General features: G+C 62.7%; 7 protein-coding genes. 5 read left to right on the top strand and 2 right to left on the bottom strand.

Annotation, left to right across the window (positions count from 1 at the left end):
• Positions 1-631: 631 nt before the first annotated feature.
• Entirely contained in the window at positions 632-1,318 is a 687-nt protein-coding gene (locus tag AC1D1G_RS31905) for a FadR/GntR family transcriptional regulator (protein WP_477955197.1), read from the top strand.
• A 162-nt stretch (positions 1,319-1,480) separates the two neighbouring features.
• Here the strand turns inward: AC1D1G_RS31905 and AC1D1G_RS31910 are convergent, their stop codons facing one another.
• The gene (locus AC1D1G_RS31910; RefSeq protein WP_477955198.1) at positions 1,481-3,064 is read right to left on the bottom strand and encodes a class I adenylate-forming enzyme family protein; all 1,584 of its coding nucleotides are present in this window, start codon (positions 3,062-3,064) and stop codon (positions 1,481-1,483) included.
• 253 nt (positions 3,065-3,317) lie between these two features.
• Between AC1D1G_RS31910 and AC1D1G_RS31915 the strand changes: the two genes are divergently transcribed.
• Positions 3,318-5,285: a helix-turn-helix domain-containing protein gene (locus AC1D1G_RS31915; protein WP_477955200.1), complete on the top strand. Its 1,968-nt coding sequence runs from the start codon at positions 3,318-3,320 to the stop codon at positions 5,283-5,285.
• 40 nt (positions 5,286-5,325) lie between these two features.
• Here AC1D1G_RS31915 and AC1D1G_RS31920 read toward each other — a convergent pair whose 3' ends face one another.
• Positions 5,326-8,607: a protein kinase domain-containing protein gene (locus tag AC1D1G_RS31920; protein ID WP_477955201.1), complete on the bottom strand. Its 3,282-nt coding sequence runs from the start codon at positions 8,605-8,607 to the stop codon at positions 5,326-5,328.
• Positions 8,608-9,045: 438 nt separating this feature from the next.
• Here AC1D1G_RS31920 and AC1D1G_RS31925 point away from each other — a divergent pair, with 438 nt between their 5' ends.
• The 3 genes from AC1D1G_RS31925 to AC1D1G_RS31935 form a co-directional block, all read left to right on the top strand.
• The gene (locus AC1D1G_RS31925; RefSeq protein WP_477955202.1) at positions 9,046-10,557 is read left to right on the top strand and encodes an MFS transporter; all 1,512 of its coding nucleotides are present in this window, start codon (positions 9,046-9,048) and stop codon (positions 10,555-10,557) included.
• Between the two features lie 530 nt (positions 10,558-11,087).
• Positions 11,088-11,288 carry a hypothetical protein gene (locus AC1D1G_RS31930; protein ID WP_477955205.1) on the top strand — a complete coding sequence of 67 codons (201 nt, stop codon included), beginning with the start codon at positions 11,088-11,090 and terminating at the stop codon, positions 11,286-11,288.
• Positions 11,281-12,620, top strand: a 1,340-nt coding sequence (locus AC1D1G_RS31935; RefSeq protein ID WP_477955203.1) for an NAD-dependent succinate-semialdehyde dehydrogenase, incomplete at its 3' end; no start/stop codon positions are given. The genes AC1D1G_RS31930 and AC1D1G_RS31935, both read left to right, overlap by 8 nt.

The following is a 12,620-nucleotide window of genomic DNA, read 5'->3' on the forward strand; positions in this document are numbered from 1 at the left end:
TGACGTGCAGAACGTCCGTGCCCCATGCCTTCGGCAGGCGCTCGGTCCACAGATCCGCCGGCTCGATGAGGTGGGTATCAGTGTCGATAACCCGGTACTTACTCATAGCACCACAATCCTTTCCTGACTCAGTAAGAGTTCCTGTAGATGATCTACAGCAACTAGGGTCTGTGTCAACCATCACTTTCCGTCGCACGCCCACCCGCCACGTGAAACGCCTGCTCAGCACCCATGCACAGGAACACAGACGCAGGCACAAGATCCGACACCTGCACGGCACTGCGGCTCGGAGGCGGTCCGATCCCCGCTCGTGGGCACTGACATTGCCGGCTCGGCTACACCAACCCATTCCACGGACACCACCTCAACGGTTGCGAAATAGAGGGCAAGTGGCGCGGCGGCGCCATTTTTCGAGCGTCCGCGAACACGCCCCGCCTGGTGGCTCTGGGCCGCTCTTCCATAGCATGTTTCAGCTACCATCGATACGCCGGAAGCGCGTGGCGGATTAGCGAGGGCCGTCCCTGGATGATGTGCCGATAGCCGCAAGGGGCGACGTCGCTCGAATTCCGAACGCGAAATTCATCCGTCTGCATCGCTTCACACAGCGGCGATCCCTATGGTGAGGGCTACCATGAGCGCTATGAAAGTTGTCGGCCGGAAGACTGCGCGATTGGTGGCTGGTCAGATCGTGCAGGACATTGGGACCGAGGGGCTCACTCGGCTGCCCTCGGAAGCGGAGCTACTTGAACGCTACGAGGTCAGCCGGCCGTCTCTTCGCGAAGCCCTTCGTATCCTCGAAATGTACGGAGTCATCTCCATTCGCCCTGGCCCGGGCGGTGGGACGCGGGTGAATCAGGTCGCAAGCTCGCAGTTTGCCAGCGCTTCGTCGTTGTATTTTCATCTGCTCGGCCTGACGCTTCGGAATGTGCTGAACACGCGGCTCCAGGTGGAGCCGCTCATGGCTCGGCTCGCGAGTGAACGTGTGAAGTCGGGCGTAGCTTGGGACCCCGATGAGGCGGAGGGGAGCGGGGAGAATGCGGAGTCCGGCAGTTTCCACTTTTCGGTAGCCCGTTTCACCGGAGATCCGATTTTGCTTTTGTTCGCGGACGGTCTCCGCAGTATATATGTCGATGAATCCGCCGACGAAARGGTTCCCCGCAACGAATTGCCGGTTTCGCATGATCAAATTTCCGATGCCATCCGGAGTGGCGATTCGGAGAAGTCTGAACGTTTGATGCGGGAACATATTCGAAGTTATCTTGACGCATTGGAGAAGAATTGCCCCGAAATTTTGGACCAGGTTGTGGACTGGAACTAGTTTCGGACATGCCGGTGACGCGCCATGGGAGCGCTTCTCTGGACTGCCGCCGCGAGCGCCGGAGCGTTGGTAGCGCGCCGGCGCCTGTCGTTTGTCGTTCCGCTTTCTGCCCAGGCCTGACACGCACTCCTCGGGCATGCCGGGCGGTAACGGGAGTGAGGGTTAGGCGTCTTGGGCCGACAGTTGCGACCGTCTGATCTTGCCGACACTCGTTCGCGGCAATTCGTCTACCTGGTGCCAATCGCGTGGGCAGGATTGGGGCGGGAGGTTTTCCGCGGCCCAGGCGTTGAGTTCTTCGATGTCGAGCGGGGTCTCCGCGCGGCGCGGTACCACGTAGGCGACCGGAACGACATCCCGAATGGGGTCGGGCCGCGGAACGACCGCGACTTCCAATACCCCCGGGGCCTGCGCTAACGCGGCCTCGACCTCGGTGAGGCTGACGTTCTCCCCGGAAACCTTGATGACGTCGTCGACCCGGCCGACGAATCGCAGCCGCCCATCCTGGTCGGAAACGACGAGATCACCAGTTCGTAGCCAGGTTCCTTCGCCGTACTCGACAAGTGCTGTCGACGTCGCCTTCGGGTCCGAAAGATATTCCTGGAACAGATCACAACCCGGTGTGCCCGCTACCAGTAGGAGACCGGGTGTCTGCGCTTCGACGGGTTCGAGGCTGTCGGGATCGACTATGGCGGTGGTCCGTCCCACCAAGCTGGGATTGCCGATGAAGTTCGGGCTCGCGCCCTCTGGACGTTCCGCCGTGACCATGGCAACGGTTTCGGTCATTCCGTACAGCTGGCGCGGTGCACATCCCACCATCGACGCGAACTCGTCGAAGTGCCCCGGTGCCAGGCTCTGGGCGAACCACACATGCTTGAGACGTAGTTGCGGTGTGTCCTCGGGGCGCCGCGCGAGAATCATCCGGATCGGTGCTGCAAAAAGGCTCGCGTGGGTGGCTTCGAGTCGAGCGGCCTGCTTACCCCACTGCGACGCCGAGAAAGTACTGGTCATAGCCACGCTTGCACCTACGGCCATCGCCGCGGCGAAGCAGTAGTACTGGGCGTTCGCATGGAAGAGCGGCAGTGTCACCAACCAGCGGTCCCCTGGACCCAGGTTGGCTGCCTCTGCCATCGCCCGTGCGACATGTGCATAGTTGCACTGCGTAAGGACAACAGCTTTCGGTTCGGAGGTCGTGCCGGAAGTGAACATCACCGCCAGCCGATCGTGCGGGCTGGGTTCGTCACCACTAGGTGTGCGCCGGGTGTGTGCGCACAGGATGCTGTCGAGGCCTACGTCCGTCGAATCTTCTTCCAGGACTAGCACTTTTATGTCCAGCGCGGAGCTCGCGTCCTCGTCGGAGGCGCGCTTGACGCCCTGCAGATAGATGTCGGCGTTACGTGAACCGCACAGCGCCACGGCCGGTGTCGTCCTGCGGATGTGCATCGCGATGTCCCTCGCCGAGGATGCCGGGTCGGCGAAGATGGCGGTGGCGCCGATGCGGGCCGCTGCGAGCCACACCGCCACGAAAGCCGGACAATTCTTCAGGACAACGTGTACCGCAGACCCGGGCGCGACCCCTGCACCTTCGAGCGCGGCAGCAGTCGAGTCGACGATTCGATCAAATTCGTGATAGGTCCATTGCGAGCGCTCGCTCGTCGAAGATTCGAAGACCAAGAAAGTCTCGTTCGAGTGAGCGACAACGGTCTCGTCCCAGCGTCGTGCGAATGTTGCGCAGGCAACGGCTTCCAACGTGCACCTCACAGATTGGTGGTACAAATCTCGGATCGGTCTCGGCGCTTACCAAGCCCCGGAACCGTGTTCGGTCGGCCCCTGCACTCTTTGTGCGACAAGCGGGCCTCCGCCGAAGCCTACGTTCGTCGTGAACGTGCCGATATGTCCGATAAAGACACTTCTTAACCTGATTCTGGTCCTGGGTAGACATGCCCCGTATGGTGTGAAGCATCTGCTGCGGGATGAACGCGCAGGACCAGGTGAGGCGATCATGAAACACGAATTGCAGTCATCCTCAGGACACCTCGCGGGTGGCACGGCCACCAGCATCCTGCGAGTGACCTCTCAGCTCGTTCGCGTTGTCTCCCGTACGGGTTCGGATCTCGCGGAGATTGAGCGTACGGTCGTCGAGATCTTGAGCGCCAGTTCGGACCGCCCGATCAGCACGGAGGAGCCCGGGTTTCAAGCGGCCCTGCTTGATCTGCTCAGGGAAGTTACCGGCCAGCATGAGGCTCGAGATGATCGGTACCGCGCCCTGTTGGACACCGTTGCCGATATCACCTCCGAAGAAGATCCGGACAGGCTTCTCGGAGGCATTGCCGATCGGGCGCGACGGCTCCTTCGCGCTGACGTCGTCTACCTCTGGTTGGCTGAGCGCGAGGGTGCATACGCGCATCTGGGTGCGACGTCGGGCGGTATGACTTCCGAGCTCCTCGATCTGCGTGTACCAGCGGGGATGGCCATGACTGGGCGGATAATCGATACCGGAATGCCGCTGATCATTTCGCGGTACTTCGATGATCAAAATTTTGTGCATTACCCGGAAATCGACCGGGTCATGGAACGAGAGAAGATCGTCGCGACCGTCGGCGTGCCTCTGATGAACGGGTCGAAACGGCTCGGTGCGTTGATCGCAGCCAACCGTGACGAACGCGCCTACACCCCAGCGGATCTGGATCTCTTGCACTCGCTGGCCGGACATGCAGCGATCTCGATCGAACGCTCGAGGCTTTCCGAGGAAACCAAGAGCGCATTGCAGTCACTCGAGGCCGCAAATCACGAGCTGGCCAGGAGCAACGCCGAGGCCGAGCGAGCGGCTACGGCGCACTTCACACTTTCCCAGGTCGCTTTGGCCGGCGGAAATATCGACAACCTCGTTCAGGAAGTGGTGAAGATCGTCGGCGGCCAGTTGGCTGTGTTTGATCCGGACGGCCGGCTGCTCGCCGACGGCGGCGACTTTAGCGGCACTGCGCAGCCTCCCGAATTGATCCGTCTCGCCGCTCTTGCTCGGACCACCCAGACGGCCGAGAGTCTGGTGGCGATCCCGATCCTGGCGGCAGCCCGACTCCTCGGCATTTTGTACTACCAAGCTGACGAAACCCCTGCGGCGCCGGACATCCAGATCCTCGAACGCGCAGCAGTCGTCGCGGCCCTGCTTCTGCTCCTCGTCGAAGCTGAGGCTGGAGCTGCGGGTTTCCGTCGCGACGACTTCATCGACGATCTTCTGTCAGGTGACGAAGGTACCGGCCGGCTGATCCACCGCGCTGCGCAGCTGCGAATGGAACTACGCCAGCCGTACACCATTCACGTCGTGCGGGCCCCGTTGCAGCAACGTCGGCTGGCGTACCTCGCAGATGAAGTAGCGAAGACACGAGGGGGCTTGGCCGGGCAATGCCACATCCTGCAACGCGGACACAAATCCTCGGTAGTTGCCCTGATTCCAGGAAACGATCCGCGATCGAATTCCGAGGAGCTGTCCTCCGCAATAGCGCGCGCCGGACGAGTGACACCATCGGTGGCGGGGGCGGGGCCGACACGCGAGGTGTCCGGCGTGCGGGAGCTGTTTGATGAGGCAGTGACCTGCAGTGACGCAATGGAGCGGATATATGGCGGTGCCATGTCCGGCACCTTGGAAGATCTCGGATTCATCGGACTGGTCCTGAGCAACAGACCGAATGTGGACCGGTTCGTGCGGACGATGCTCGACCCGGTGGCTCGGTATGACGCGGCGCACCACACCGAATTGTTGAGCACGCTCGAAGCCATCCTCGCAACGGATGGAAGTCCGACAGCGGCAGCAGAAGCGCTGCATGTTCACGTCAGCACGGTGAAGCAGCGGATGCAGCGGTTGAAGGACCTATTGGGTGACGACTGGAGAACTGTGGAGCGAGCGAGTGAACTCCGTCTCGCGATGAAACTCTTTCGCCTCAAACGGAACCCGTTCGAGAAGAATACCTAGCCGAACTTCCGGATGAACGCTGTCTCGGCCGTTCGGTGCGCTATGCAGAAGCCTGCTCAACGACCCAGGCTGCGATCTGCGCGCGCGTGTTGAACCCGAGCTTGGACAGAATGTGCTCGACGTGACCCTGGACAGTGCGGGGGGAAATCACCAGGCGAGTGGCGATAGCTCTGTTGGTTAGTCCCTCCGCAACGGCCTCCGCTATTTGACGTTCTCGCTTGGTCAACTTCGCGGTTTCCCCAGCAGCGGGCGGTGGTGTGGGCGCTTTCTCCCCGAGGGCATAGGCGATGGCTGCATCGAATCCGAGGCCTTGGCCTTCTTTGCGGGAAGCTGCAAATGTTCGCTCGCCGAGCGCCTTGGTCGCCTTGCGCTCGCATTCGTCGTGGTAGTGGAGCAGGTTCGGAAACCACAGGGTGAAGGTCCCTACCGACCGCACCAGTTCCTCTGCGGCGCCCATCAGAACAGCTGCACGCCGGGAGTCTTTGTTTTCAGCTGCAACCCAGGCCAGCACTTCGAGGCAGGTGGCGGTGGTACGGCGATCGCCCACCTGGCGGGACAACTGCAGTGCCTGTTCGAGTAGTAGTACCGCGCGGGCGCGGTCCGATCGTCTCCAAGCGGCTATGCCCAAGGCTCGGAGTGTTGATGCCCGGTGTACGACCTCGCCGCAGGCCTCGGTAATCGCGAGTGCCTGGGAGTAGCACTCGATCGCTCGTTGCCCGTCGCCAGCTTGGTCACATGCCCGCCCCAGCATGTGAAGTACCTCAATGTGCGAAGAGTTGAGGGCACTGGACTTCTCGAGCGCGGTTTCCAGCAGCGACCGGGCTTGGGCAAAATCGCCGTGGTAGAGGGCGAGTGTGCCCTCAGCGAGCGCTACGAATGCATCTGCCGTCGAGTCGGTTACCTGCTGGGCGACCTTGCGTCCCTCGGCTACCGAGTCAGATGCCGCGATCAGGTCGCCCTGCAGTTCGGCCAGGACACTATGTGCGTGCAAGGCCTTGACCCGTTCCACAGTCGGGGTTTCCCACGGCTGTGCAAGGAGTCGGTCGAGCCAGCGCCGCCCCTCGCTGAACAATCCGCGGGCCTGCCAGAACGGCTGGAGGGCTGCGGCAATGGTCAGCCCGACACTTGCGTCGTCACTGAGGCAGAATTCCATCGCCTCTCGAAGGTTGGTCTGTTCCCGATCCAGGCGCGCGATCCAGTCGAGCTGGCGAGAGCTGATCCAATCCGACTCTGCCTCGAGCGCCAACTGCCGGTACCAGTCCCGATGGCGGCAGCACAGTTCTGTGTACTCCTCGTTTGCTTGCGCATTCTCCCTGCCATAGTCGCGCAGGATGTCGAGTAGCCGAAAGCGCACCGTGCTGCCGAACTCTTCCCGAATCAGGATCGACTTGTCGACCAGTGAGGTCAACGAGTCGAGTACCTCCTGCGCGTCCATGTCACTGCCGCAAATCTGCTCGGCCGCCTCCAGTTCGATGCTGCCGGCAAACACCGACAGCCGCGCCCACAGCAGCCGCTCTGTGGGGTTGCACAGCTCGTGACTCCAATCGACGCACAGCCGCATTGTTTGTTGCCGAGTCGGAGTGTTTCGGCTGCTGCGGGACAGCAGTGTGTAGCGGTCGGTCAGCCGCTGGAGGATCTGCTCGGGCGACAGGGCTCGCACCCGGGCTGCCGCGAGTTCAATCGGCAACGGCAACCCATCCAGTCGATGGCAGATCTGGGCCACCGTGCCCGCGTTGTCGTCGGTCAAGGCGAACGTTGGGAGCGCGGCGGCAGCGCGTTCGGCGAACAACGTGACGGCATCGGAGCTAGGTGTTCCTCGAAGTGACGGCGATCGGTCCGGCTCGGGAACTGTCAGTGGCGGAACGCGTCGAACAGCTTCCCCTCCGATGCCGAGAGGTTCGCGACTAGTGGCGAGGATACGCAACTGCGGACAACCGCGAAGAAGGGTCGTGGATAGCTCGGCCGCCGCGTATATTACCTGCTCGCAGTTGTCGAGCACCAGTAGGAGCTCACGTGGAGCCAGGAAGTCCAGCAGGCTCTCGCGCAGGTTCCGCACTCGCTGATCCCGCAATCCCAGAGCTGCAGCCACGAGCTCTACCAACAACGACCCGTCGGACAGCTCGGCGAACTCGACCAGCCACACACCGTCTTTGAAGCGTCGTCGCAGACTGTCAGCCGCCCTGAGGGCGAGGCGTGTCTTGCCGACGCCTCCGAAGCCGGTCAGGGTCACCAAGTGCGAGGTCTCTAGCGACCGTCTCACTTCGGACAGTTCGTTCCTGCGACCGACGAAGCTAGTCAGCTCCACCGGCAAGTTCCCGGTCGACTTGCCAGACAGTGCACGGCCAGGGGAGGAATTGCTTCCGGCACGAGCAACCACGGAGTTGGGCACGGACTCGCGCCGTCGCTCCCCTCCGGAGCCGATTTGCAGTGCCATGTCGTCGACCGCCAACCCGTGGTCGAGTTGCACGCGTTGCAAGGCCTCACCGAACGTGGCCGCGGAGTACCTGTCCGGTGCGGACGCGGCCATCGCCCGTTCCACCACCGCGCTCACGTCATCAGAGATGTTCTGTTCCCGGAGGTCGGGAACCGGCTCGGTGGTAATGCGAACGAACTGCGCTACTAGTTGCTCACCGCTGCGGCGCTCGAAAGCAGCATGTCCGGTCAACGCGCAAAAGAGGGTGGCGCCGAGCCCATAGACGTCCGAGGCCGGGCTCGGCGATTTCCCGGCGAGAACCTCGGGCGCGGTGAACGCCGGTGAGCCAGTGACGGTACCGGTAGCGGTCTCGAAACCCCCCTGAATCCGAGCGATACCGAAATCGGTCAATGCTGGTTCGTCGTAGTCGGAGAGCAAGATATTCGCGGGTTTGATATCGCGGTGAAGGATGCCGAGCCGGTGCGCGGTTTCCAGGGCTCCCGCTATCTTCACCCCTAAGCGAAGGGCCTCCTCCAGTGTCAGCGGTCCGTGCCGACGGATCTGCGTATCGAGGCAGCCGCGGGCGTAGTAGGGCATCGCAAGGAAGAGCTGGCCTCGTTCCGTCGTACCGATCTGCAGGACGTTCGCGATGTTCGGGTGCCCTGTCAGCCTTCCCATCGCCCGCTGTTCGCGGAGGAATCGCTCCCGATTCGCCTCGTCGTTGAAGTCTGCGGTGAGGACCTTCACCGCCACGGTACGGTCTAAAGCGGTCTGCGTGCAGCGATACACGACGCCGAAACCCCCGCGCCCGATCTCCTCAGCATTGGAGAATCCCGCCGATTCCAGGTCCGTCACCAACACAGTGTTCTGTGCGCGCTGTGTTGCGAAGGGATCGTCGTCGCTCGTCATCTACGATGCACTCTTCGCCCTGGTGAGGGATCGACGAGGTGCAGGTCGACACCTCCTGGCTCACCAGGATATCGCTGAACACGCACGCACATGATTGCGTCCACGCTGGCGCAGGACCTGACCTACCAGCACAAGCATTTCTGTCATCGACGCTGGGCAATTGCGGCGACGTCCACGCAATCACTCTTGAACGCATCCCAGGTAAGCACTAAGGGCTGACGCCATCCTCTGAAGACACAAACTGGAAGGGACTGTGTCTTCGGCGGACATATGTCAATGCCTCAACCAGGCATACTGTCTCTGTGTGTCGCGGATCACTAGGCGTTTCGCGCATCCCGGCAACTGGCGGGCTGGTTCGTCCGATTGGCTCTGCTCCTCGACGAAACCTCTGCCTGTCGAATAGTCCAATAAGGAGTCGCGTCACACCACAGAAACAAGATGATCAGTGAAGTTCAGTCGGGTGCAATCGACGGCAATCACCATCATCTCTCCGGAGGAACAGAAGTGACGTTATCCGACAGGTCGCACGAGCGCAGCGTCAATCCAACGCTGACGCTTGCGGTCGTAGTGGCCTCAGTATTTGCCTACAAGGGTCTCGAATCGATCCTCTCCCCCGCCCTGCCCCTGATCCAGGAGTCCCTCGGCGCAACAGAAGCACAGATCGCGTGGGTAATTACCGGTGTGCTGCTCACCGGTGCTGTGGCCACCCCGCTGATCGGCCGCCTATCTGACATTCGCGACAAGAAAACGATCCTTCTTGCCGTACTCGCGATCGTCGCAGCCGGAACCGCAGTCTCGGGTCTCTCGAACTCCATCCTGATGCTCACGTGCGGACAGCTGTTACAGGGAGTCGGTCTCGCCGTGGTCCCCCTTGCCTTCGGGATCATTCGCGACACTCAGACCGAAGCTCGGATCAAATCCGGCAACGGTTCGGTCATTGCCTTCATATACGCAGGTACCGCGTTTGCGCTCGTCGGCTCAGGGTTGCTCGTGAGCGTTCTCCCCTGGCGTTGGCTGTTCTCCGTTCCCTTCGCGATCATCACCCTCATCTTCGTCGCCGCATGGCGCCTGATCCCATCATGTCCGCCCGCCAACCACGGCCGCGTCGACTACACGGGCGCGACTTTCCTCGGCAGCGGCATGGCGGTCATCCTCATCGGCATCACCAAGGCACCCGAGTGGGGTTGGCTGTCGGTTGAATTCGGGGCGACAGTGCTCATCTGCGTTGCGCTGTTGACAACGTTCGTCGCCCTCGAGCTCCGTTCATCGGAGCCGCTCATCGATGTGCGCCTGCTCGCGACGCGACCACTCGCCGTGAGCTGCCTCGTATACCTATTGTGCGGCTTTGCGACCAACGCACTGTTTTTAGCGGTCCCCATGTTGGTGCAACAACCAACCGACACGGGGTTCGGCCTCGGCGCGTCCGAGTTCACGACGAGCCTTCTCCTGCTCCCCCTCGGTTTGGCAGGTGCCGTTGTAGCACCGCTGACGGGTTGGCTCGATCTTCGAGTCGGTGGACGAACCACCATGCTCACCGGCGTCATTCTGGCGGGGGCGTCATTCATCCTTCTCCTCACCGCAAATGGGCATTTCCTCATGGTTATGGGGGCGACCATCCTCATTGGCGCTTCAGGTGGAATCACACTGACGCAAGCAATGAACACGGTGGCGCTGACATCTCCGGTTAGCCGGATCGGGGCATTCAGCGGTCTCGCATTCGTCGTCAAGGCAGTCGGTGGCACACTCGGAGTTCAACTCTCGGGAAGCATCCTCACAACCGGGACCAGTACAGCTGCACCGACCTGGGCTTCCTTCACGATCGTGTTCGTGATGGGCATCTCGATCACGGCCCTGGTTGCCCTGAGCTGCTTGCTTTTGCCGCGAAGAGCGACGACAACGTCGACGCAAGGATCAGAACCGCTGGTCGACACCAGGGCTTCGACTGACTGAGCTCCCTCTCAGGTACGCGGGGTCGATCAGGCGTCGTCGAGGCTCATATCGGGATGCAGCAGGCCTCACCCATCCCACCGCGTCCGTGCTCTGGGGCGAAGTCGTAAACCCAGATCGATGCTGTCCCAGCAGCGCGACACCGGCAAACAGTCCACCAGGGTAAATGTGCACGTCAGAAAGTTATCCAGTGAAACCAACAAGAAACGGCGCAGACCTTACGAGCGCCGAAATCGACACGCGCGAGTACCAGAAATTACGCCGGAACAGGCATACCAGGCAACAAATCCAAGCGGAGTACAAGTCTCGGGGAGAAGCTGCTCGATTCATCCAATTCGCTCAGGCCTGGATCCCCTACGGCGGCGCGACGGATGAGGACATCTTCATCAGCTTCGGCATGACGCGCCCCCGCTTCATACAGAAACTTCGGCACTCCATCATCGAGGTCAACCTCGACGCCGAAGCCGTCAGAGAACTCGCCGACACGTACCCGTGTTTTCGGCCAACGTCGAATTGTTGACCGGACCAGCCGGTTGCAGCCAACCCCTTTCGCACTGTTCCTTCCGGCGTGCGGGACGCGGTCACCGCACCCCGCACGCCCGAAGGTCGCCTACGGCGTGTCCTTCTGGCTGAAGCCGGCCGGATTCTTCGACCGCAACCCCGCCCTCGACGTCGCCCCCACCCCGGAGGCGTGCGATCACCACCATTCCCACCACGAGGACTCCGATGACTGATTTCGAACGGCTCCGCGCCACCCTGCCCACCGGTCTGTGGATCGACGGCGCCCAGACCGACCCGATCGACGGCGGCACGTTCCCGGTCTACGACCCGGCCACGGGAACCCTCATCGCCGACGTCGCCGATGCCGGCGGCAAGGACGCGATGCGCGCACTGGACTCCGCCGCGGCAGTCCAGGAGGAATGGGCSGCGACCGCGCCSCGGCAGCGGTCGATYATCCTGCGCTCGGCGTGGGAGAAGGTCATCGAGCGCACCGACGACCTCGCGCTGCTGATGACGATGGAGATGGGCAAGGCCCTGCCGGAAAGCCGCGGCGAGGTGAACTACGGCGCCGAGTTCCTGCGCTGGTTCAGCGAGGAAGCCGTYCGCATCCAGGGCCGCTACACCACGTCMCCGTCSGGCAGCGGACGGATCATGGTCACCAARGTKCCGGTCGGACCCACYCTGGCCGTCACRCCGTGGAACTTCCCSCTCGCGATGGGCACCCGCAAGATCGGCCCCGCGCTCGCCGCCGGCTGCACGATCATCGTCAAGCCCGCCGAGGACACCCCGCTCACCATGCTGCTGCTCGCCGAGATCTTCGCCGAGGCAGGCCTGCCCGCCGGTGTGCTGTCGGTGCTGCCCGCGTCGAACGCCGCCGCCGTCACCGAACCGCTGCTCGCGGATCCGCGGCTGCGGAAGGTGACGTTCACCGGATCCACCCGGGTCGGCAAGATCCTCATCGAGCAGTCCGCCCAGCAGGTYCTGCGCACCTCGATGGAACTCGGCGGCAACGCCCCGTTCGTGGTGTTCGACGACGCMGACATCGACGCCGCGGTCGAGGGCGCGATGGCCGCGAAGATGCGCAACGGCGGCGAGGCCTGCACCGCCGCCAACCGCCTGATCGTGGCCAACTCGGTGCGCGAGGAATTCACCACCAAGCTCACCGACCGGATCGCCGCRCTSACCGTCGGACCGGGCAGCGAMGACGGCACCAACGTCGGCCCCCTCGTCAACGAGAAGCAGCGMCGCAACGTGGCGTCCCTCGTCGACGACGCCGTCGCCGCGGGCGCCCGGGTCCGCACCGGCGGCAAGTCCGTCGACGGTCCCGGCTACTTCTTCCARCCCACCGTCCTCGACGAGGTGCCCGCGAACGCGCGCATCGTCCGCGAGGAGATCTTCGGACCCGTCGCCGCGATCACCGGTTTCGACACCGAGGCCGAGGGCGTCGCCGCCGCCAACGACACCGAATACGGTCTCGCCGCGTACATCTACACCCAGAACGTCGACCGTGCGTTCCGCGTCGCCGACAAGCTCGAGAGCGGCATGGTCGGCGTCAACCGCGGAGT

The sequence above is a fragment of the Rhodococcus sp. P3_B8 genome (genome assembly GCF_056402775.1).

Bases quoted from the DNA above. Each gene is read 5' to 3' on its own strand.
- AC1D1G_RS31915 (WP_477955200.1), top strand. From the start codon at position 3,318: ATGAAACACGAATTGCAGTCATCCTCAGGACACCTCGCGGGTGGCACG.
- AC1D1G_RS31920 (WP_477955201.1), bottom strand. From the start codon at position 8,607: ATGACGAGCGACGACGATCCCTTCGCAACACAGCGCGCACAGAACACT.
- AC1D1G_RS31925 (WP_477955202.1), top strand. From the start codon at position 9,046: ATGATCAGTGAAGTTCAGTCGGGTGCAATCGACGGCAATCACCATCAT.